General features: G+C 40.5%; 20 protein-coding genes. 15 read left to right on the forward strand and 5 right to left on the reverse strand.

Annotation, left to right across the window (positions count from 1 at the left end; genetic code table 11):
• Nucleotide 1: 1 nt before the first annotated feature.
• Complete coding sequence (locus AC6UDD_RS06740; RefSeq protein ID WP_500719972.1) at nt 2-1,354, reverse strand: HD domain-containing protein; 1,353 nt, start codon at nt 1,352-1,354, stop codon at nt 2-4.
• A 126-nt stretch (nt 1,355-1,480) separates the two neighbouring features.
• Between AC6UDD_RS06740 and AC6UDD_RS06745 the strand changes: the two genes are divergently transcribed.
• The 5 genes from AC6UDD_RS06745 (at nt 1,481) to AC6UDD_RS06765 (ending at nt 6,050) form a co-directional block, all read left to right on the forward strand.
• Nucleotides 1,481-1,915 carry a YwiB family protein gene (locus AC6UDD_RS06745; protein WP_500719975.1) on the forward strand — a complete coding sequence of 145 codons (435 nt, stop codon included), beginning with the start codon at nt 1,481-1,483 and terminating at the stop codon, nt 1,913-1,915.
• A gap of 45 nt (nt 1,916-1,960) precedes the next feature.
• The gene (gene rpoE, locus AC6UDD_RS06750) at nt 1,961-2,536 is read left to right on the forward strand and encodes a DNA-directed RNA polymerase subunit delta (protein ID WP_500719978.1); all 576 of its coding nucleotides are present in this window, start codon (nt 1,961-1,963) and stop codon (nt 2,534-2,536) included.
• A 145-nt stretch (nt 2,537-2,681) separates the two neighbouring features.
• Nucleotides 2,682-4,301, forward strand: a complete 1,620-nt coding sequence (gene pyrG, locus AC6UDD_RS06755) for a CTP synthase (RefSeq protein ID WP_500719981.1) — start codon at nt 2,682-2,684, stop codon at nt 4,299-4,301.
• Between the two features lie 112 nt (nt 4,302-4,413).
• A complete protein-coding gene (murA, locus tag AC6UDD_RS06760; RefSeq protein WP_500719983.1) occupies nt 4,414-5,688 on the forward strand; it encodes a UDP-N-acetylglucosamine 1-carboxyvinyltransferase in 1,275 nt (424 codons plus the stop codon).
• A gap of 110 nt (nt 5,689-5,798) precedes the next feature.
• Nucleotides 5,799-6,050: a type B 50S ribosomal protein L31 gene (locus AC6UDD_RS06765; RefSeq protein ID WP_500693987.1), complete on the forward strand. Its 252-nt coding sequence runs from the start codon at nt 5,799-5,801 to the stop codon at nt 6,048-6,050.
• 51 nt (nt 6,051-6,101) lie between these two features.
• Here the strand turns inward: AC6UDD_RS06765 and AC6UDD_RS06770 are convergent, their stop codons facing one another.
• Both AC6UDD_RS06770 and AC6UDD_RS06775 read right to left on the reverse strand, forming a co-directional pair.
• The gene (locus AC6UDD_RS06770; protein WP_500719985.1) at nt 6,102-7,337 is read right to left on the reverse strand and encodes a multidrug efflux MFS transporter; all 1,236 of its coding nucleotides are present in this window, start codon (nt 7,335-7,337) and stop codon (nt 6,102-6,104) included.
• Nucleotides 7,324-7,833, reverse strand: coding sequence for a low molecular weight protein-tyrosine-phosphatase (locus AC6UDD_RS06775; protein WP_500719988.1), 510 nt, complete (start codon nt 7,831-7,833; stop codon nt 7,324-7,326). Before AC6UDD_RS06775 ends, AC6UDD_RS06770 begins: the two co-directional genes overlap by 14 nt.
• Nucleotides 7,834-8,005: 172 nt before the next feature.
• On the opposite strand from AC6UDD_RS06775, the gene AC6UDD_RS06780 reads away from it, so the two are divergent.
• The 6 genes from AC6UDD_RS06780 (at nt 8,006) to AC6UDD_RS06805 (ending at nt 13,851) form a co-directional block, all read left to right on the forward strand.
• Complete coding sequence (locus tag AC6UDD_RS06780; RefSeq protein ID WP_500719991.1) at nt 8,006-8,794, forward strand: hypothetical protein; 789 nt, start codon at nt 8,006-8,008, stop codon at nt 8,792-8,794.
• A gap of 80 nt (nt 8,795-8,874) precedes the next feature.
• Complete coding sequence (locus AC6UDD_RS06785) at nt 8,875-10,251, forward strand: UDP-N-acetylmuramoyl-tripeptide--D-alanyl-D-alanine ligase (protein ID WP_500719993.1); 1,377 nt, start codon at nt 8,875-8,877, stop codon at nt 10,249-10,251.
• Nucleotides 10,252-10,420: 169 nt separating this feature from the next.
• Nucleotides 10,421-11,911: a degradosome RNA helicase CshA gene (gene cshA, locus AC6UDD_RS06790; RefSeq protein WP_500719996.1), complete on the forward strand. Its 1,491-nt coding sequence runs from the start codon at nt 10,421-10,423 to the stop codon at nt 11,909-11,911.
• Nucleotides 11,912-12,023: 112 nt separating this feature from the next.
• Complete coding sequence (alr, locus tag AC6UDD_RS06795; RefSeq protein ID WP_500719999.1) at nt 12,024-13,166, forward strand: alanine racemase; 1,143 nt, start codon at nt 12,024-12,026, stop codon at nt 13,164-13,166.
• A gap of 23 nt (nt 13,167-13,189) precedes the next feature.
• Complete coding sequence (locus AC6UDD_RS06800; RefSeq protein WP_500720003.1) at nt 13,190-13,453, forward strand: hypothetical protein; 264 nt, start codon at nt 13,190-13,192, stop codon at nt 13,451-13,453.
• A gap of 26 nt (nt 13,454-13,479) precedes the next feature.
• Complete coding sequence (locus AC6UDD_RS06805) at nt 13,480-13,851, forward strand: type II toxin-antitoxin system PemK/MazF family toxin (RefSeq protein ID WP_010022835.1); 372 nt, start codon at nt 13,480-13,482, stop codon at nt 13,849-13,851.
• Between the two features lie 54 nt (nt 13,852-13,905).
• Here AC6UDD_RS06805 and cbpA read toward each other — a convergent pair whose 3' ends face one another.
• Nucleotides 13,906-14,577 (reverse strand): cyclic di-AMP binding protein CbpA, encoded by a 672-nt coding sequence (cbpA, locus tag AC6UDD_RS06810; protein WP_500693979.1) that lies wholly within the window; start codon nt 14,575-14,577, stop codon nt 13,906-13,908.
• A gap of 102 nt (nt 14,578-14,679) precedes the next feature.
• Nucleotides 14,680-15,633, reverse strand: coding sequence for an L-lactate dehydrogenase (locus AC6UDD_RS06815; RefSeq protein WP_500720007.1), 954 nt, complete (start codon nt 15,631-15,633; stop codon nt 14,680-14,682).
• Nucleotides 15,634-15,837: 204 nt separating this feature from the next.
• On the opposite strand from AC6UDD_RS06815, the gene pth reads away from it, so the two are divergent.
• From pth to AC6UDD_RS06835, 4 genes are read left to right on the forward strand one after another with little or no spacing between them, the layout of a single operon-like run.
• Complete coding sequence (pth, locus tag AC6UDD_RS06820; protein WP_500720011.1) at nt 15,838-16,395, forward strand: aminoacyl-tRNA hydrolase; 558 nt, start codon at nt 15,838-15,840, stop codon at nt 16,393-16,395.
• Nucleotides 16,396-16,427: 32 nt separating this feature from the next.
• Nucleotides 16,428-19,967: a transcription-repair coupling factor gene (mfd, locus tag AC6UDD_RS06825; protein WP_500720014.1), complete on the forward strand. Its 3,540-nt coding sequence runs from the start codon at nt 16,428-16,430 to the stop codon at nt 19,965-19,967.
• Nucleotides 19,948-21,519, forward strand: coding sequence for a putative polysaccharide biosynthesis protein (locus AC6UDD_RS06830; protein ID WP_500720017.1), 1,572 nt, complete (start codon nt 19,948-19,950; stop codon nt 21,517-21,519). The genes mfd and AC6UDD_RS06830 overlap by 20 nt, the downstream gene beginning before the upstream one ends.
• The gene (locus AC6UDD_RS06835) at nt 21,516-21,803 is read left to right on the forward strand and encodes an RNA-binding S4 domain-containing protein (RefSeq protein WP_500720019.1); all 288 of its coding nucleotides are present in this window, start codon (nt 21,516-21,518) and stop codon (nt 21,801-21,803) included. Before AC6UDD_RS06830 ends, AC6UDD_RS06835 begins: the two co-directional genes overlap by 4 nt.
• The last annotated feature ends 40 nt before the right edge of the window (nt 21,804-21,843 follow it).

Raw genomic sequence — 21,843 nt, forward strand, 5'->3', positions numbered from 1 at the left:
GTTAGTTCTCCTTTGGAATTATAAGGTTGTCATTATCAATGTATTTTTGAAATTCATCGTACAAGGGTTGAAAAAGTTCGACGTTCTTCGTTGGTTTAAGCATTTCACGCGGAAAGAAAAAGCGTTTGTCACCAATTAGTTTCCCGGTAATGGCACGAACTAGGTCACTAGCCTGGGAAAGTTCTACCAGATTACTATCATTTTCCATCAGTTCAATCTGGGCGTTTTGATGTTTACTCTTTGGATCATAGACATCGTAGGGCTGATCAAAACTGTTGTCGGTGGCAGTGTAATACTTTGGATTAAATCCGGCCTTTTCGATGATCTTTTGGAGCTTGGGAATTAAAAATTCCGTTTGATCGTTGTACTTGGCGGACTTAAAGGGACGTCGATTTAAGAAACGTTTGGCGAGGTCTGAAAGAATCGGATCTTCTGACTTGCGCCACATGACGAAGTAGGTGTTAAGCACCCCGTCGTCAATTTGTAAATAATCATCTAGGGAATAGTTGTTAGAAAAAATTGGCATTAAAAGACTTGGTTTAAAGGTGCTCTTTGGTTGCAGGGCTAATTCTTTTGCCCGCATCAGTAGATGACTTAAAATAACTTCCATTGAACGTGAGACGGGATGGAAGTAGACTTGTTGATACATTTGAAAACGACAAACAATGTAGTACTCAATCGCGTGTAAACCACTTGCCCGAAAACAAATCCCACCGGAATACGGCCGCATCACCTGAAGAATCCGATCTAAATCAAATTTACCGTATTGGGCTCCGGTGTAATATGAATCGCTTAGAAGGTAGTCCATCCGATCGGCATCAACTTGACTTGAAATCATTTGGACGACTTGTGGATTGTCGTAGGTCTTGTTAATGACGCTGGCGACGCGTTCGGGAAAATCGGGACCAACCTGACTTAAGACGTGGTTAATTTCCGTTTCGTTTGAAGTGATGATTTGTTGGGTAATCTGTTCGTGATTGGTGTGAAAAATGTGTTCAAACGTATGTGAATAAGCTCCGTGACCAACGTCGTGAAGTAGAGCGGCACACAGTGCCACGATTCGTTCTGAATCGTCCCATAAGCCATCACCCGCTTTTTTTGACGGATAGTTTCGCTTAAAATTATCACAAATTCGTCTAGTAATTTCATACACTCCTAAAGAGTGGCTAAATCGGGTGTGTTCTGCTCCGTGAAAGGTTAATGAAGTAGTTCCTAACTGTTTGATTCGTCTTAGACGTTGAAATTCAGGCGTATTAATGAGATCGAGAATTACTTGGTGTTCAACGTAGACATGACCCAGAACGGGGTCACGAAATACTTTGTCATATTTCAATGGTTGACTGTAATACTTCAATAAAAGACCTCCACTTATACTAATCTCTCTTCATTATAACTGAAATAAAAATAAACGTCATGACAAACTCAAAGTTAGTGCATTTCCATTGCTAACGGCGTAAAATCAAATTTGTGAGGTGATATTTTGACAGAAAACGAAAAGATCGAAAAAGTTCAAGTTGAGATTGCAATCAAAATAAAGCAGGACGAAAACGTCGAACATCATCATTTTAAAGAAGATGGACAACTAGTTATGCTCAACGGCTATCGTTATTTACGTTACGTTGAACACGTTGACGGACAACCTGATGTTCCTGTTACCTACCGGATTGGAAAAGATGCGATTCGGTTAACTCGTGCTGGCAAAAATCATCTTGAACTTCATTTTAAACCGAATGAAACAATCGAAGACTTGTACCGAACCCCCTTTGGTAATCTGAAAGTTGGGGCACATACCACTAGCATTAAGCAATCTAGAGATGAGAAGAACGGTTGGCAAATGATTGAAATTAACTATGAGTTATATACCGATGGACAGAAAGTCGGCGACTACCAAGTCAAATTGCAATTTAAATGTTAAACTAGTATTATTAGTCTGTTAGGAATCTAGAAAGGCGTGGTCGAATTGGAACTTAAAGAATTAGACAAGCAAGATAAAAGCGAATTATCAATGGTTGAAGTGGCTCATGCAATTTTAGCTGATGCTGGTAAAACCATGTCATTCGTTGATTTAACCAACGAAGTACAAAAATACTTGGGAGACAGTAACCAAGTAATTCGTGATCGTTTACCTCAATTCTACACAGACCTTAATGTTGATGGGAGCTTTATTTCCCTTGGCAATAACGTTTGGGGTCTTCGTACTTGGTACCCATATGAATCAATTAATGAAGCCACCATCAATGAAGGCGAAGAAGACAACAGTAACACTCCCAAAAAGCATCGTAAGGTAAATGCTTTTATGGCTGATGCAGCTGACGATGATGACGTGATCGACTATGATAATGATGATCCAGAAGATCAGGATGATTTTGATGATACCCCTGACGACAAGGATAAGTATCATAAGGATCTTGATGAAGAAAACCCTGATGCTGATGATGACGCCATTGACGACGATGATGGTGTTGAAGGAGACCTCTCAGAGGTCAATCCAGATGACGATGATGATAAAAAAGATGATGACGACGACAATGATTAGACTTGACTAATCATGGAGAATCACTTAACATACTATTTGGGCACTTTACAGACATGTGAAGTATTTCGAATAAGTAACCGCTCCCTATTCAATGAATGGGGAGCTTTTTTTATGTTGTAACCTAAATTTGATGGAGGAGTTAAGCATGACTAAGTATATTTTTGTAACCGGTGGAGTAGTTTCTTCCTTAGGAAAGGGAATTGTTTCGGCTTCAATCGGAAGATTATTGAAGAATCGTGGTTTTAACGTTACGATCCAAAAGTTTGATCCGTATATCAACATTGATCCAGGAACAATGAATCCTTACCAACATGGAGAAGTCTTTGTTACCGATGATGGTGCTGAAACTGATCTTGATTTAGGTCATTACGAACGTTTTATTGATAACAATTTAAACAAGTACTCTAACTTTACGACCGGTAAAATCTATGAAGAAGTTTTAAGAAAAGAACGTCACGGAGATTATCTTGGTAGAACCGTTCAGGTCATTCCCCACATTACTGGAATGATTAAGCAAAAGATTATGAGTGCCGCTCAAAGTACTGACGCTGACATTGTTATTTCAGAAATTGGTGGAACGGTTGGAGACATTGAATCCCTCCCATTTTTGGAAGCCATCCGTCAGATGAAACACGAAGTCGGTGACGAGAACACTTTTTATATTCACGTTACGCTTGTTCCGTACTTGCACGCCGCAAAGGAAATGAAAACCAAACCAACCCAGCACAGTGTTAAAGAATTAAGGGGAATTGGCATTCAACCCGATATGCTGGTTCTTCGTGCTGAAAAACCGGTTAGTGATGAGATGAAGAAAAAGATCGCCATGTTCTGTGATGTTCCGGTTAAGGATATCATCGAATCCATCGACGCTCCTAACTTGTACCAAATCCCACTTAGTTTTCAAAAACAAGACATGGACGATGAGATTTTAAAGCACTTTAACGTTAAGGCTCCAGAGGCTGACATGAAAGACTGGAAGAAGATGGAGAAGCACATCAGAAATCTCAAGGGCGAGGTTAACATTGCCATTGTTGGTAAGTATGTTGATCTAAATGATGCCTACTTGTCCGTTAATGAAGCTTTAAAGCATGCTGGTTATGCGGCTGACGATAAGGTTAACATTCACATGGTTGATGCTGGGACGATTGACAGGGACAACGTTTCTAAAAAATTAAAGGGAATGGACGGAATTTTGGTTCCCGGTGGATTTGGTAATCGAGGAGTTGAAGGGATGATTCAGGCCGCTCGATATGCTAGAGAAAATGATGTGCCTTATTTAGGTGTTTGCCTTGGAATGCAGATTGCTACCATCGAATATGCCAGAGACGTTGTGGGTTATAAGGATGCCAATTCAACTGAATTTGATCCACAGACTAAGCATAACGTGATTGATCTGATGGCCGATCAAAATGACGTTACGGATGCTGGGGGAACCCAACGCTTGGGTGCTTATAAGACCAAGTTAAAAGCAGGGAGTAAGGCTGCCGCTGCATACGACAACAAGAAGGAAATCTCAGAGCGTCATCGTCATCGTTATGAATTCAATAATAAATTTAGAAAAGACCTGGAAGATGCTGGCTTAGTTATTTCTGGAACCTCACCAGATGATCACCTGGTTGAAGTGGTCGAAGTCCCAGATAATCAATTCTACGTTGCGGCACAATACCATCCCGAATTTTTATCACGTCCAAATCGTCCCGAGGGATTATTCAAGGCGTTTGTCGCCGCTGCCGACAAAGAACACATGCATAACCACAAGAAGTAATTAGGCTTCTTTATAATCTTAATAAAATAATTTCTGATTTTGTATTGTGTTTTGGTGAAAACTTTCCTATGATTATTATTGAAAGATATGATATAAGTGAGGATTACCAATTATGACGATACTAAAAATATCAGGAGGACATCCTCTATATGGCGACGTCACCGTTGGCGGAGCTAAGAATAGTACGGTCGCTTTGATACCGGCCGCTATTTTGGCGGATAGTCCAGTGGAACTTGACATGGTTCCCGATATCCTGGATGTGCATAATCTTATGCTAATTCTCCAGTCGATGAACGTAACATCTGATTTTTCAGATGGTGTCTTAAACATTGATCCAACTAATATACTTGAGGGTGAACTGCCCGGCAAAGCAATTAAAAGTCTACGCGCTTCCTATTATTTTATGGGAGCGCTCCTTGGCAAGTTTCATCGTGCCACGATTAGTTTCCCTGGTGGAGACAATATCGGACCACGGCCAATTGACCAGCACATTCGCGCCTTTAAGGCCTTAGGTGCTGAAGTCAATGAAAGTGATGATTCGGTCGATATTAATGCAACGGAAAACGGACTTCATGGGGCTTCGATCTTCTTTGACATGGTCTCGGTTGGAGCGACGATCAACACGATTCTGGCAGCGGTAAAGGCTAATGGCGTTACTACCATTAGTAATGCTGCTAAGGAACCGGAAATTATTGATATTGCATCGTTTTTGAATAGTATGGGAGCTAAGATTAGGGGTGCTGGAACCGACGTCATCAGGATTCAAGGCGTTGATCATCTCCAGGCTAAAGCAACGCATACGATTATTCCTGATCGAATTGAAGCTGGAACATACTTGACGTTGGCCGCCGCTGTTGGGAAGGGAATTAACGTTAAAAACGTCATTCCTGAGCATTTGCAAGCCTACACGGCCAAGCTGATTGAAGCTGGCGTTCAATTAGAAATTGGTGAAGACAGTATTTATGTTCCAAAGACTGGAAAACTAAATGGCATTGAGATTAAAACGGCACCGTTTCCAGGATTTGCGACGGATTTGCAACAACCAATTACCCCTATGCTGTTTAAGGCAGACGAGGATAGTGTGATTCACGATACAATTTATCCAGAACGTCAGAATCACATTGCGCAACTTCAGAAGATGGGGGCTAACATCAAGGTCAATCCAGCTGATAATTCAATTATTATCAGTAAGAGTGAGAATCTTCATGGGACAACCGTTCAAGCCGGAGAGATTCGCGCTGGAGCATCTTTGGTCATTGCTGGATTGATGGCTAATGGTAAGACCGTTATTGAAAATGCGGACAATATCCTACGCGGATATGATAATATTACTAATAAATTGACTAACCTACACGCTAATGTTCAGATGATTGACCAGGACGGCTAACGTTTGGGTCCTATTGCGTGCGTCAAAAAATAATGTTAAGCTATTATGGTTGATGTTATATTCGATAATCAATCTCTGAACTGTGTTTAGGGCAAAAGGAGCGAAATATTATGAAAAAAGGAATTCATCCAGATTTTCATCAAGTTGTTTTTCAAGATTCAAGTACTGGATTTAAGTTCATTACTGGTTCAACTGCAACCTCTGATGAAACCGTCAAAATGGACGATGGCAACACTTACCCATTAATCCGAGTTGAAATTTCATCTGATTCACATCCATTCTACACTGGTAAGCAAAAGTTCAACCAAGCAGATGGTGCGGTCGATCGTTTCAACAAGAAATATGGTCTTGCCGACAAATAATAGTAAATAAAAAGAGCCAACTTATAGTTGGCTCTTTTTTTGTGTCTAAATTTAGTTTACGGTTTTCTGTTCGTTTCTGGTTTCGTTTAATACTAACAAGAAGTTGATAAAGACAAGGATTGCGGTTGAAATGAACACACTTGAGTAATCAAACAACGAAGAAACAATGGAACCAATGATTGGTCCAATACAGTTTCCAGCTGCCTGCATTGATTGATTCCAGCTAAAGATTCGACCGGTAACGTTAGATGGAGTGTTTTTAGCCAAAATGGTTTGAACGGCAGGTAGCATACAGGCGTTCGAGATTCCAATCAGAAATCTGAGTCCCATTAATTCCCAGACGTTGGTTACAAACGCCATGGGGATGTAGACCAAGATGGCAAAGATGAAACCACCCAGCATAATCTTGGAGGTCCCAATTCGATCACCCAACGCTCCTAGTTTGGGAGCCGCAAATAGCGTGGCAATCCCCGGAACCGCGGCAACAATTCCACTGTAGAAAGTGACTTGAGGACTGTTGTGCATGATCTCTTTGACGTACAGTGACAGAATTGGTGAAATAGAAAAATTAGAAGCCTGAATAATCAGGGTGGTCAAGAACATTCCAAAAATCAGTTTAACGTTTGAAAGCTCGGAAATAACCTGTTTAGTAGATAGGTTGTCTTCCTTTGCGACCGGTTTAAAGTGTTCTTTAACGAAAAATAGCGTGACAAAAAAGACTGAGATGAGTAAGCCACCAGTAATGAAGAAGGTGAGACGATAGCTAAAGACAGAGGCTAAGATTCCACCAATGAAGGGGCCAAAGAGGGTTCCTGAGACGTTGCCGGTGGTTAAAATACCGAGGGCCTTTCCACTTTCTCTTTTTGGTACCTGGGTTGCAAGTAAGGCGTTGGCATTACTCATGTATCCAGAAAAGATTCCCTGAATAAAACGCAGAGCAATTAACTGCCAAACGGCGGTAACAAAACCCATCAAGATTAAGCAGACTGCCATTCCAAGTGATGCTCGTAAAAGCATGACCTTTCGTCCGTATCTGTCAGCCAATGATCCCCAAATTGGGGAGACAACAGCGGTGACAATGAAAGAAGCTGAAAAGGCCAGTCCACTATAGATACTTAATTGACTAGAATTGTAGTGGCCAAGCGTGGCGATGAACAGGGAGAGAAAGGGCATAACTTCACTAAAGCCTAATCCATTCATGAACATCCCAAACCACAGTGCTACTAGGTTTTTGTGCCATATTTCTGAGGGAACCGGATCAGAGATTTGGGCTTTATTCTGATTCAAATGATTCGCTTCCTTCCGGTTTGCTGTTATGATGGTCTTGCATGTAGTTTAGCCACAGTGGCAAGGATTGATCCAGCATTTGGTAAGTATCCTCAAATCGATGGGTATACCAAGGATCAACGATGTTGACTCCCTTTTTGCCGGGAACAATGTCCATGCATAAATGAAGCTTATCCCATTGATTTTTGGGAATCATTTTTTTAAGATCACTGATATTGTAGTCATCCATGGTAATAATGTAATCAGCATTATCGATGTCACAAGCGGTGATTGGATGGGATCGTTTCCCACTATAATCTAAGTGATGAGCGTCCATGGTTTTTTGAGCACCAGGATGAGGACGACTACCTGCCTCATCGTTTTCGGTAGCAGCCGAACTTACTGAATAATGATTTGAAAGTCCTTTATTTATAAGCATTTTTTTAAACATTGCTTCTGCCATGGGAGATCGACATATATTCCCTAAGCAGACAAATAAAACGTTAGTTTTTTTCATAATCCACACTCCCGAAATTTAAATCGTTATTACTATATTAACAGTAATCGAACTTCATATATATAAAAATGAACGCTAATTATAACGTAAGAAAATGACGTGAGTTGGAAAAATGGTTATTAAAATCTTATTTTATGGTGAAAGGGGTAATAAGGATTGGAGCAAGACGAATATGTTAATTAACACAGTTTATTTGCAGGTTAATCCAGTTAAAAATTTTGCCTGCAGCTGGGGAATCCTTCCGTCGGATTTTTTAAATGGAATTAAGCATGATCCCCAAAATATTATTTTATTGAATGATGATTATCGTTACGCAAATGATTTCAATATGTCCACGAAGTTTGATTTAATTACTGGTCAAAATGAAATTAGGGAGTACATGATTAACAATAAGATTAGTACCAAAAAATGGGTTGATTTTAGAAACCGGGAGGATCTGGATTCTTTAAATGGGGATGAAATTGCAGACTTGTTGTACTTGAGTCACATGGGTATCCCACTCAATCAGACGAGTCCATTTTCGGCTAAGTTGAAGAATCAATTTGTGTTTTTGGGTGACTCCACCGGCTTTACAAAGGTATACATGCGTCATTTTAGTGTCATTAATCAAATTTTGGCCGTCTGCATTAAACGGCATCTAAAAAAGCAGTGGAACAGTAGACGAATGTTCGTGAAGCAGGTGCCGTTTAAGGATATCGATGACCACACCCTGACCAAGTTGTTAAAACTGGGAATTACGGGAGTGATTATTCCGTGTGATATGATAGTTATGAAGAGACCGAAGCTCAAGATTCCCTTAATGAGACACACAAAACGATCTCCCAAAGTAATTTGGAATTCTGAGGACCAGTTACGAAGTGGAGCCTTTAAAGTGGGACAAATTACTTATGATATTTCCACTAAAACGTGGGAGCTTCAAAGAGACGTTGATGATGAGGGAGAATTAAACGATTTGGTTTAAACCAACTGAATCGCTTTTTTATTGGGCTTTTTCTGATATACTTTAAATGCATTTACATCGAATTAAGAGGAGTTTTTGTTATGAAAATGAACCTTTTAGAGGTTGCAAAAGCCGTTAATGGCGACTTAAATTCAAAAAAATACGAAAACGTTGAAATAACGGGAGTCTCATTTGATAGTCGTAAGTTAAAACCGCATGATCTTTTTGTTCCGCTGACTGGGAATCACGATGGACACGATTTCATCGCCAGTGCCGTAAAAAACGGGGCTAACGCAACGTTTTGGAATAAGAGTCGAACTAGTGATGTCCCAAAGGATTTTCCGGTTATTTTAGTTGATGATACGTTAAAAGCCTTACAGGACCTCAGTCGACACTATTTAAATAAGATTAATCCCAAGGTGGTGGCAATCACTGGGAGTAACGGTAAGACCACTACGAAGGACATGATTGCTTCAATCCTTGCCACTCAGTTTAATGTTACTAAAACGCACGCTAACTTTAATAATGAGATTGGGGTTCCGATTACGATCCTTTCCATGGAATCTAACACAGAATATTTGGTGGTAGAGATGGGGATGGACCGACCCGGCCAACTTGACTTTTTAAGTAAGCTTGTTAAGCCAGATATCGCCGTCATTACCATGATTGGTGAAGCTCACATTAAATTCTTCGGAACCCGTGCTAAGATTGCAGATGCCAAAATGGAGATTACCCACGGACTTAGGCCGGACGGAGTGTTTGTCTATGACGGTGACGAACCCCTATTGGACGAACGGGCTAAATCACTTGACGTTGAAAAGTTGACCTTTGGGAGAAAAGATACTAACGATATTTACCCAAGGGATGTCTATGACGGCGACCACGAAACGACATTTAAGACAAATCGATTTGGAAACATGAAATTCACCATTCCGCTAATTGGTGACTACAATGTCAACAATGCCCTTGCTTCCATTGAGGTTGGTGAACTGGCGGAAATCCTGCCAGCCAACATGAAATCGGCACTAGACCATGCCAATTTTACTAATAATCGAACTGAATGGGTTAAGGGTCAAAATGGTGAAATGATTTTAAGTGACGTGTATAATTCGAACCCGTCGGCTCTAAAAGCCGTTTTAAAAGCGTTTCAGTCTACTCATTTACAGGGGAAACGAATCGCAGTTTTAGGTGACATGCTGGAACTTGGTGATAAAGGGGTTGAGATGCACGAGGATATTTCTGACGCAATCGATCCGCAATTGATTAATCAGGTTTACCTAGTTGGGCCACTTATGAAGTCTTTATATCAGATGTTGCAAAAAAAATATCCCAATCAAAATGCCCTCCATTATTATCCGGTCGATCAGCTTGATCAATTAGCTAAAAGCCTAGACTCCCAGTTATCTACTGGGGATGAAGTCTTGTTAAAAGGGAGTCACGGAATTCACTTAGAACGAGTTTTAGAAGCGTTGGAATAGGTTCTTCGGTTTGTGAAATTAGGCCAGATGGTGTAGTATGTTTTAGACACGTAATCGCTGAAGGATATAGAAATAAATGTGAATCAGACGATTTGCGCATTATGGGAAACGGATTTTTTCCAAGCAAATCATTGAATTCACAATTGTAGTTTCAATAGGAGGAACACATTTGAAGTTTAAAGATTTAGGACTATCTGATAGTCTATTAAAAGCCGTGGAAAAATCAGGCTTTGACGAACCCACTCCAATTCAGGCTCAGACAATTCCATTATTGTTAAAGGGTCAGGATGTTATTGGACAGGCTCAAACTGGAACTGGGAAAACGGCTGCGTTTGCCCTTCCAATCCTGCAAGAAATCGATCTGAATAATCCAGACGTGCAGGCACTTGTAATTTCACCAACTAGAGAACTGGCCATTCAAACGCAAAAAGAGATGCAACGTCTTGGTGGCGTTGAAGGAGCTCGGGTTCAAGTCGTTTATGGTGGTTCAGATATTCGGCAACAAATTAGAGATTTGAAGAAGAAACCACAGATTGTGGTGGGAACTCCAGGACGAATTCTTGATCACATCAATCGTCGTACTTTAAAGCTAGGTCACGTTAAGTACTTAGTGCTAGATGAAGCCGACGAAATGCTTAACATGGGATTCTTAGATGATATTGAAAGTATCATTAAGAACATCCCAGAAGATCGACAAACTTTACTCTTCTCAGCAACCATGCCAGCTCCCATCAAGCGAGTTGGGGTTCAGTTCATGAGAGATCCAAAGCAGATCACGGTTAAGTCGAAAGAATTAACCACTGACCTAGTTGATCAGTACTACGTTAAGGTTAAGGATAACGAAAAGTTTGACACGATGACCCGTTTGTTTGACGTTCAAACACCCAAGGTTACCATCGTATTTTGTCGGACTAAACGACGAGTCGACGAAGTTTCTAAGGGACTGATTGCTCGTGGTTATCGGGCTGCCGGTCTTCACGGTGATTTAACTCAAAAACGCCGAACTCAGATTATGAACGAATTTAAGAACGACAAAATTAATTATTTAGTGGCTACTGACGTGGCTGCTAGAGGAATTGATGTTTCGGGTGTCACTTACGTTTATAACTTTGATATTCCTCAAGATCCAGAAAGTTATGTTCATCGAATTGGACGAACTGGTCGTGCCGGACATCATGGTACTTCAGTAACGTTTGTCACTCCAAACGAGATGAGTTATTTAAGAGGGATTGAACGACTTACTAAGGTAAGGATGCTTCCATTAAAGCCACCTTCAGAAGATGAGGCTCTCGCTGGTCAGTTAAAATTTGCTGAAGATGATATTGAAAAGTTAGTCAAGAAGACTGATACTGCCAAGTTTGAGCGGGTCGCAAAGAAGCTCCTTGAAAAGTATGACAGTGTCGATTTGGTTTCTGCTCTTTTGAATGACATGACAAGAGACCAGGTTAAGGTCCACATTACGGCTGAAAAACCACTTAAGAATCATGGCGGTTTTGGTGGTCATCGTGGTGGCGGTTATCGCGGTAAGAGAAACGACCGGAATAGTCACAAGCGTTTTGGCAATCATCGTGGTGGTCACGACTCAAGACGTCGTGATTCACGAGGCTATAATGGTGGTAACCACGGTAAATCAAAGAATTTTGTCATTAAGAATAAGTAAAAAAGAGAGAGCCTACTTGGTTCTCTTTTTTATTTAGAAAATTAATTTATTAAGTGTTATAATAATTATCAAAGAATAATTGGATAGTACTTTATTCGAGGAAGTATACGTTATGGCAGTGGGAAGAAATCGAAATGCACAACTAGTTATTGATGAAGATGCCATTTTTCATAACATTAGTGAAGAACGAAAACGATTGGATGCCAAGTCGGATCTATTCATGGTCGTTAAGGCTAATGCATATGGACACGGTGCGGTTCAAGTAGCAAGGATTGCTAAACAAGCAGGAGCTGCTGGTTTTTGTGTTGCCATCTTAGACGAAGCCATTCAGCTTCGAGAAGCTGGATTTGTGTCCGAACCCATTCTTGTTCTAGGTCTTTCTGACCTTTCAAACGTTCCATTAATTGCAAAATACAATGTTTCGGTTACGGTGAGCTCGGTTGATTGGATCAAGCGAGCAGCTAAGTTAGCTGAGCAACTGAAATTAAAGAACAAGATTAGGGTTCATTTGGCTTTGGATACTGGAATGGGAAGAATCGGACTTCAAACTGTTTCAGAAGTTAGAGATGCAATAGTTGAGTTGAACCGAACTAGCGAGTATATTGACTTTGAGGGAGTATTTACTCATTTCTCTACCGCAGATAGCGCTAATGATGATTATTTTAAGTATCAATTGGATAATTTTAACGAATTGATGACTGCGATTCCCGATAAACCTCGCTATGTTCACGTGGCAAATTCAGCCACTAGTATGTGGCATAAAGCAGCGGGTGGAAACATGGTCCGCTTTGGAGTGGCTGGCTATGGTTTGAATCCATCAGGAGTTGAGATTGCTTCACCATTTAAGTTAAGGCCAGCACTGAGTTTTACTAGTGAGTTAGTTTATGTTAAAGAGGTTAATGCTGGTCGTTCGATTGGATACGGTGCAACTTATACATCCAACTCAAAGGAGTGGATTGGAACGGTTCCGGTTGGGTATGCAGACGGAGTTCGTCGCTCAATGCAGGGATTTTCACTTTTAGTAGATGGACAGTATTGTCCAATTGTCGGAAGAGTATGTATGGATCAACTGATGGTGAAGTTACCACATAAGTTGCCAATTGGAACAAAGGTGACCTTGGTGGGAACTGATCACGATCACACCATTACTCTACAGGATGTTGCCGACTACTGTCATACTATTCATTATGAGATTGCGTGTGGGTATTCGGATCGATTACCACGGGTGTATAAAGCAAGTAATCATTTGAAGTAACTATTTGTAAGGAGGAGTTCTCCATGACATACAAATACACGATTGATGCTATTTGGTCTCAGAAAAATGAAGAATATTTCACCAAACTAGGACTTTCTTTTGACAACCACAAAATTGCCATGGACTGTGACTCGTTTGATAAAGACCCTCTAATTAATTCTTTAATTTATGGCTACTCAATCATGGCCAATCTAAATTCAATAATTGTTGATGAGTATTCTCCATGCGAAGATGAGATCGCAAGACGGCTCTTCGACAATTATGAAGACGAGAAGTCACGGTTGTAAGTTTATTTATGCGGAAGGAATAGTCTATGGAAAACGTTGAAATTAAACGTGGCGATATTTTCTATGCAGACTTATCTCCAGTCGTTGGTTCTGAACAGGGTGGAATGCGACCAGTTTTGGTAGTCCAAAATAACGTTGGAAATCATTATAGTCCCACTGTGATTGTCGCCGCAATTACGGCTCGGATTACTAAGCCAAAGATGCCTACTCATGTGGGTATTACACCTCAGAATGCCGGGATTGAGAAGAGTTCGGTGATTCTGTTAGAACAAATTAGGACGATTGATAAGCAGCGTCTTAAAGATCATGTCACTCATTTAAGTAAAGATATCATGAGAAAAGTTGATGCTGGTCTTAGTTTAAGTCTAGGGCTCAGTCAGAGCACGCACGAAGTCTGATGATACATAAGATACAAAAAAAGAACGTGGAATCATTCCACGTTCTTTTTGTATCTAATTTTCTTCGATTGGGGTTTCTTTTGATTCTTGTTTTAGATCTTCAACTTCTGGAACTTTGAATCCTTTTCGTTCTAGAGCTGCAATGATGCGGTCTAGACGATCCTTGGTCACCTTAGACGGAAGGGTAAACATGGTTCGATAGACCGTTTTACCGGAACGATCAACTGAATCTAAGCTGATCACACTTGAGATGGCGGTGTATCTAGTAATAATGTGAGCCATTTCTTCTAAGTCCCCACGTTCGCCAGGTGAGACAACTGAAATCACGTAACTACCAAATTTCACGTTCCATGATTGTGACAAACTTTCCATCAATTTCGTGTGAGTTAAAATGCCATAAAAGTTGTTGAATTCATCAAGGACAGCGATATAAGGAAGATCCTTAATCGTAAAGAAGACTTTAAAGAAGGCAGAATTCAGGTTAACAAACTTAGTTTCATTTCTAATCAGGGTCATCACCGAGTCGGACATTTTGCCACCATCGGCTTCGTGTTTGTAGATGTGCATGCGATAAATGTTACCCTTGAACGCTTTATGAGTGGCATCTAAAACGGGAATGCAACGAAAATGATTCTTTTCCATTAATTTTAATGCGGTGTCGAGATCAGTGTTTTCATCAACAGTAATCAGGTCACTTTTAGGTTTAACTAAAGATTGCAAAATCATGGCTAAGGCTCCTCACATAAGTAATTTCTAATTAATATTAACACAAAATAACTGGGAGCATAAAAAAACAGACATAAATGTCTGTTCTTTTTAAACTTAGTTTTAAAGGTTGATGGTCTTCATACCCTTATCAATGGTTTCTTTTAAGGTTTTAGCTGAAGCGCTCATCTTGTCTTTTTCGTCGTTACTTAATGGAACTTCAAGGACTTTAGCAACTCCTGAAGCATTAACGATGGCAGGAGTTCCAATGTAAATATCGGATAAGCCGTATTCACCATTCATTGGAGCACCGATTGGTAGAACGGTGTTTTCGTCTCTTAAGATGGCCTTTGAGATTCTCATCAAAGCAGTTCCAACTCCGTAGAAAGTAGCACCCTTCTTGTTAATGATATCGTAGGCCTTGTTTCTAGTTTCGTCTTCCATCTTCAATAAGTCATCCTTGCTAACGCCATTTTGTTTAGCAAATTCGACCAATGGAACGTTTCCGATTGAGGCTTCATCAATGTCAGCAAATTCTGAATCACCGTGTTCACCCATAACGTAAGCATTAACGCTTTGTGGATTAACGTTTAATTTCTTACCAACGGCAACTTGGAAACGTGAGGTATCAAGTGATGTACCTGAACCAAAGACACGGTTTTTAGGAAAGCCAGAAATCTTTTGGGTTGCGTAGGTTAAAATGTCAACTGGGTTAGCAGCAATTAAGAAGATTCCGTCAAAACCAGAATCAACAACTGGCTTAACGATGGTAGTCAAAATCTTCAAGTTTTTGTTAACCAAGTCAAGTCTAGTTTCACCAGGCTTTTGTGGAGCTCCAGCAGTGATTACAACTAAATCAGCGTCTTTACAGTCACTGTAATCACCAGAGTAGATCTTTTTTGGAGAAGTGAAAGGTTGGGCATCTTCAAGGTCTAATGCGTCTCCTTCAGTTCTGTTTTTGTCGATATCAACAACGACAAATTCTTCGGCAATCCCTTGTTGCATCATTGCGAATGCGTATGATGAACCAACGGCACCATCACCAACTAAAACAACTTTTTCGTGTTTTTCAGCCATAATATTTCTCCCTTTTGAAATTAGTTTGTTCACAAACTGATTATATCATGAACGAATTTATTTATACAGAACCATATTCTTAATGGTACTGGATCAGCTCAAATCGTTAATCTATTATGATACAATAAACATGATTAAGCCGAGTGAGTAATTCTTCATTTCGGCCATTTTGTGTTAATTAGAAGTAAATGGGAGACAATAGTAATGAAAATGATTGTGGGATTAGGCAACGTTGGTGCTGAATTTGATGGTACTAGGCATAACACGGGGTTTATGGTGGTTGATAAGTTTGCTACTCAAAACCAGATCGCGATTAATAAACAAAAGATGGATGCCATGTATGGTACGGGAATAGTCAATGGTGAAAAGGTAATGATAGTTAAGCCAACGACGATGATGAATGATTCAGGACGCGCAGTTCATCCTTTGATGCAATTTTTCAAGTTAGATCTTGATGATTTAGTGATTGTTTACGACGACATGGATTTACCGGTGGGACGAATTCGCTTAAGAAATCACGGTTCCGCTGGTGGCCATAATGGAATTAAAAGTATCATTGCCCACCTTGGGACCGATCAGTTTAACCGAATTAAGATTGGGACTAGTCACCCTAAGCATGACAGTGTTGTGAACTATGTCTTAAGTAAGTTTAGCTTGGAACAGCGAGCTCCGTTTGCTGAAGCAGAGGATCATGCAGTTAAGGCACTGGATGAGTGGGTTTCTGGAACTGATTTCAGTAAGTTAGAAAATCAATTTAATTAATTCGTATAATTAATAAAAGAGGAGATGAGTTTTTGAAGCTAGATGAAACGTTAAAAGAAATGCCACAGTATGAAAAAATCAGTTCTAATCTTGCTCCTGATACCAAGCAACTGATCACTGGGACTAGTGGATCCGCTCGTACTCTATTATTAAAACAATTAATTAATGATAAGCAAAAACCGACGATCTACGTAACCGATACGATGAACCATGCGGATCAAATTACCGAGTCCTTTAATGAAGTAATGGATTCAGATCAGGTCTTTGAGTTCCCAGCTGAAGAACTCGTTGCGGCAGAGATTGCAACCAGTTCTCCGCAGTATCGAGCTCAAAGAGTGCGGGCCCTAAACGCGCTTGAGTCAGGGAAACCAGTGGTGGTGATTGTTTCAACGGCTGGTCTTAAACGGTATCTACCAGAGCCAACTAGTTTTAATCAAGCCCAGTTACACGTCAAGGTTGGAGACGACTTGGACCTTGTCAAACTTCAACAACAGTTGGTTCAAATGGGTTACGAGAAGAAAAACATGGTTTCCACTCCAGGTGAATTTGCTAATCGTGGATCAATTTTGGATATCTATCCGCTTAATTCGGACTATCCAATTCGGATTGATTTTTTTGATACGGAAGTGGATTCCATGCGTTACTTTGATGCTGCTACCCAACGAAGTGTGGAAAATATTGATGAGATTAGTGTATTGCCAGCTTCTGATTTTTTACCAAGCGAAGGCGATCGCAAGCATGGAATCAAGGAACTTTCCAAACGATTGAACCAAGCCATTAAAGATGACGGCAATGACGTTTTAGTTGATAACATTCAACAGGTGATTGACGGGCTTAAAGGCCAATCGATTGACCAAAAATGGAGTGAGTACAGTCAGTTTATTTTTGAAAAGGAAACCTCAATTTTAGATTATTTACCTGAAAATGGGATGGTAGTCTATGATGATTACAGTCGCGTAAGGGATGCCAACAAGCAGCTTGAAAGTGATGAACAAAACTGGCGCGATTCAATTAAAGATAATCATGAACTGTTGCCCGACCAAAAATTATCGCTTAATTTTAGGACGGTAACCGGAGCTGATCATCATGCGACCTTGCTATTTTCTCTGTTTCAAAAGGGACTGGGTCGAATGAAGCTTTCTGACATCGTCGATATCAAGGTTCATCCAATGCAGCGTTTTTTTGGACAAATGCCGATGTTTAAAGCGGAGATGCAACGCTATCAAGCTGAGAAACGAACCGTGGTCATTGCCGTTAGTGATGAAAAACGAGTGGAAAAGGTTTCGTCAACGTTAAGTGATTTTGGTGTCGATGCCATTCAATCAACCACTGACAACATTATTAAAGGAAAGACTCAGATTGTTTCCACTAGTCTAAAAAATGGTTTTGATTTGCCAGCCGCTAACCTAGCGATTGTTTCTGAATCAGATATGTTTAAACGGGTGAATGAACAAGGAAAAAAGAAACGGGTTAGAAGACAGACCTTTTCTAACGCAGAGCGAATCAAAAGTTATACCGATTTAAAACCCGGTGACTACGTTGTTCACGTTAATCACGGAATTGGACGATACGATGGTATGAGAACCATGGAGGTCGATGGCCGACATCAGGACTATATGACTTTGACCTATCAAAAAGGGGCCAAGATCTACGTTCCCGTTGACCAACTGAATTTGGTGCAAAAATACGTCTCATCAGAAGACAAACATCCAAAGATTAATAAATTAGGTGGAACGGAATGGGCCAAGACCAAACGGTCAGTCGCTTCTAAAGTGGAAGACATTGCTGATGATCTGGTTGATTTGTACGCCAAACGGGAGGCCGAGTCTGGTTACGCCTTTCCGGTTGATGACCAGTATCAGGCTGAGTTTGAGCAGGCATTTCCATACACGGAAACACCCGATCAGCTGCGAAGTACCGATGAAATAAAGAAGGATATGGAAAGTCCTCATCCAATGGATCGTTTACTAGTAGGAGACGTTGGCTACGGAAAGACTGAAGTAGCCTTGAGGGCGGCCTTTAAGGCCGTTGAAGCCGGGAAACAGGTGGCTTTTCTAGTGCCGACAACGGTACTGGCTCAACAACATTATGAGACCATGGTGGAACGATTTAATGGCTTTCCGGTTAAAATCGGAGTTCTCTCGCGTTTTGACACGCCCAAACAGACCCGCCAAACCATTCAAGACCTAAAGGACGGAAAGATTGATATCGTGGTTGGTACCCACCGTTTGCTCTCAAAGGACGTGAAGTTTAACGATTTAGGTCTTTTAATCGTCGATGAGGAACAACGATTTGGGGTTAAACACAAAGAAAAAATCAAGGAATTAAGGTCGGATGTTGACGTGTTGACGCTAACTGCCACACCAATTCCACGGACTTTAAACATGTCAATGATGGGCGTTCGTGACCTATCAGTCATTGAAACGCCTCCGGCTAATCGCTATCCGATTCAAACCTACGTGATGGAGCAAAACGAGGGTTCGATTGTGGACGGAATTAGACGGGAGATGCAACGCGGAGGTCAGGTCTTTTATTTGCACAATCGGGTAAAAGATATTGACCAGACGGTTGATAAGTTGCAGACCCTTTTGCCTGATGCACGGATTGCTTCCATTAATGGACAAATGTCTGAAAATGAAATGGAAGGGATTCTGTATGATTTTGTTAACGGAGATTATGATGTGTTAGTTACGACGACCATCATCGAGACGGGAGTGGATATTCCTAATGCGAATACCCTGTTTGTTGAGGATGCGGATCGGATGGGACTCTCCCAGCTTTATCAGATTCGGGGAAGAATTGGTCGAAGTAATCGAGTAGGACAAGCTTACTTTATGTACCAGCCCAATAAGGTGTTGACCGAAGTTTCTGAGAATCGGCTAGAAGCCATCAAGGATTTCACTGAATTGGGTTCAGGATTTAAGGTGGCCATGCGTGATCTTTCGATTCGTGGGGCTGGAAACGTGCTTGGAAAACAGCAGCACGGTTTTATTAATTCGGTTGGTTATGATATGTATACTAAGATGTTGTCTGACGCTGTTTCTAAGAAGAAGGGCCAGCATCGCGTGGTTGAAAAATCTGATTCAAAGGTTGAACTCGGGATTGAAGCTTATCTTCCGTCGACTTACATTGAGGATCAGCAGCAAAAGATTGAATTATACAAGCGAATCCGTCAGATGGATAGCGAGGAACAATTTACCGAACTGCAAAGTGATCTAATTGATCGGTTTGGTGAATATCCTGATGAAGTAGCTAATCTGCTTGAGATTGACCGCATTAAGATGCTTGCCGACTATGATCTGATTGATAAAATTCGAAAAGATCAAAATAATTTAACCGTTACTATGAGTAAGGTAGGAACCCAAAAATTCACTAGTAAGGAAATTTTGAAGGCAATTGCCGATACGGATTTTCGTTCCTCAGTGAAAGTGGTTAACGGGTGTTTTCAAATTAAGTTAGTCGTTCAACCAACGATGAAGGATGCCGATTGGTTGAAACAGCTTTATCAATTTGTCAAAAGTTTGAGTAAAATAAGATTGGATCAAGAAGAACATGAATCAAAAGACAAGTAAAAAGATTGTTAGTGGAACCTTGATCCTTTCGGTAGCTGCCATTATTTCGAAGGTATTGAGTGCCGTTTATCGAATTCCACTTGAAAATTTTGTTGGAAACGTTGGATTTTACATCTACCAGCAGGTTTATCCCATTTATGGGATTGGAGTTGCGTTTGCCTTGACTGGTCTTCCAGCGTTTATTTCCAAGATGATTGTGGAACGGGATACTGAGAAAGAAAAACAAACGTTGTTTTTTCAAATCATGGTAATCTTAGTGATCATTTCAGTGGTTATTTTTGGTGGATTACAGTTATTTTCATCAGAAATTGCCACTTTAATGGGAGACTTTGAATTAAAACCGGTGATTCAGGCGGTGAGTTGGATGTTTTTGTTGATGCCACTCTTAGCGGATGTGAGGGGATACTTTCAATCGAGCATGCAGATGATTCCCACGGCGACTTCTCAAGTAGTAGAACAGTTTGTGCGGGTTTCAATGATCATCGTGGTGGCCTATTTAGCGGCCGTTCAGCACTGGAACTTGTATAAGATGGGGACGTTAGCAATGCTGTCGGCTCCATTGGCGGCGATTTTTGCGGCATTTATCTTGGGATATTATGCACGTGACATCCTTGCTCATTTTCACCTTCAAGACTTGAAATTTAACTACCTGAAATTAACGAAGCAAATCATCTCCCAGGGTGGTGTGCTTAGTGTTTTAGCGGCTTTAATGGTGTTAATGCAGTTGGTCGATTCATTTACGGTAAAAAATGGGCTGGTAGTAAGTGGTGTAAGTAATCTAATGGCTCAGATCCAAAAGGGGATTTACGATCGCGCTCAACCCATTGTTCAACTAGGATTAGTGATTGGGACGGCCATTTCTTCAACCGTCTTGCCACAGATGGCGTATTATTATCATGCTGGTAAAGAAAGGTCCTTTAAGACCCTTGTAAAACACAGTATGCGCATTACACTGGTAGTAACGATGGCAGTTACCTTTGGATTGATCAGTATTATGCCCCAGTTAAATCACCTCTTGTTTGGGAGTTATGATTTAGACGTCACCCTTTCGGTATACTGTTTGAGCATCCTTTTTGCTACGATGGTGACATCCTTTAATTCGGTTTTACAGAGTATTGATAACTTTAAAAGTACGGCGATCGCGATTTTGTTGGGTCTAATTTGTAAAATAATGATTACTAAATGGTGCGTAATTCATTTCGGAATCATTGGGGCTTCATTATCAACTATCATTGCCCTGTTAATCGTGCTACTAGTTAACTGGTATACTAGTCCAAAGCGGGTTCATGAGCACATCTTTAGTTGGAAGTTCCTGGTAAGGGTATCATTGATCAGTATGGTAATGGTGATTGTCGTTGTTTTAACTGAATTAGGATTGAATCACATCCTTGGAGATACCAGTCGATTGATGGATGTTGTTAAATTGATGATTGTTATTCCGATTGGGGCACTCGTGTTTTTAGGAATGTGTCTGAGAGGAAAAGTTTTGACTGCTTCAGAATTAGCAATGGTTCCAATTATGAAACGGTTTGTAGGAGATAAGCAAAAATGAGAATTGATAAATTTTTAAAAATTTCACGAATTATAAAACGGCGCCCGGTTGCCAAAAAAATTGCAGATCAAGGTCGGGTCTTTGTAAACGGTGAGCCGGCCAAATCATCAAGTAAGGTTTCGGTTGGCGATCAGATTCTGATTAAGTTTGGAAATAAAAATCTAACCGTAGAGGTGCTGCAACTGTTAGATACCACCAAAAAATCTGATTCAGACACCATGTATAAGACCATTAGTGAGACTTACGATCGTGACTATCAGTCTGAAAATGATGAATTAGAATAATTATTGTTGAATTAATATTATATTCTGGTTTTACATGTGG

The organism is Fructilactobacillus sp. X2R1C3, assembly GCF_059901425.1.

What these genes read in the sequence shown, in the direction of transcription:
- alr (WP_500719999.1), top strand. Translation starts at nt 12,024, where the DNA reads ATGGCAGTGGGAAGAAATCGAAATGCACAACTAGTTATTGATGAAGAT.
- AC6UDD_RS06780 (WP_500719991.1), top strand. Translation starts at nt 8,006, where the DNA reads ATGTTAATTAACACAGTTTATTTGCAGGTTAATCCAGTTAAAAATTTT.
- AC6UDD_RS06830 (WP_500720017.1), top strand. Translation starts at nt 19,948, where the DNA reads ATGAATCAAAAGACAAGTAAAAAGATTGTTAGTGGAACCTTGATCCTT.
- AC6UDD_RS06815 (WP_500720007.1), bottom strand. Translation starts at nt 15,633, where the DNA reads ATGGCTGAAAAACACGAAAAAGTTGTTTTAGTTGGTGATGGTGCCGTT.
- AC6UDD_RS06805 (WP_010022835.1), top strand. Translation starts at nt 13,480, where the DNA reads ATGGAAAACGTTGAAATTAAACGTGGCGATATTTTCTATGCAGACTTA.
- AC6UDD_RS06775 (WP_500719988.1), bottom strand. Translation starts at nt 7,833, where the DNA reads ATGAAAAAAACTAACGTTTTATTTGTCTGCTTAGGGAATATATGTCGA.
- murA (WP_500719983.1), top strand. Translation starts at nt 4,414, where the DNA reads ATGACGATACTAAAAATATCAGGAGGACATCCTCTATATGGCGACGTC.
- AC6UDD_RS06765 (WP_500693987.1), top strand. Translation starts at nt 5,799, where the DNA reads ATGAAAAAAGGAATTCATCCAGATTTTCATCAAGTTGTTTTTCAAGAT.
- AC6UDD_RS06800 (WP_500720003.1), top strand. Translation starts at nt 13,190, where the DNA reads ATGACATACAAATACACGATTGATGCTATTTGGTCTCAGAAAAATGAA.
- AC6UDD_RS06785 (WP_500719993.1), top strand. Translation starts at nt 8,875, where the DNA reads ATGAAAATGAACCTTTTAGAGGTTGCAAAAGCCGTTAATGGCGACTTA.
- pyrG (WP_500719981.1), top strand. Translation starts at nt 2,682, where the DNA reads ATGACTAAGTATATTTTTGTAACCGGTGGAGTAGTTTCTTCCTTAGGA.
- cbpA (WP_500693979.1), bottom strand. Translation starts at nt 14,577, where the DNA reads ATGATTTTGCAATCTTTAGTTAAACCTAAAAGTGACCTGATTACTGTT.
- AC6UDD_RS06835 (WP_500720019.1), top strand. Translation starts at nt 21,516, where the DNA reads ATGAGAATTGATAAATTTTTAAAAATTTCACGAATTATAAAACGGCGC.
- pth (WP_500720011.1), top strand. Translation starts at nt 15,838, where the DNA reads ATGAAAATGATTGTGGGATTAGGCAACGTTGGTGCTGAATTTGATGGT.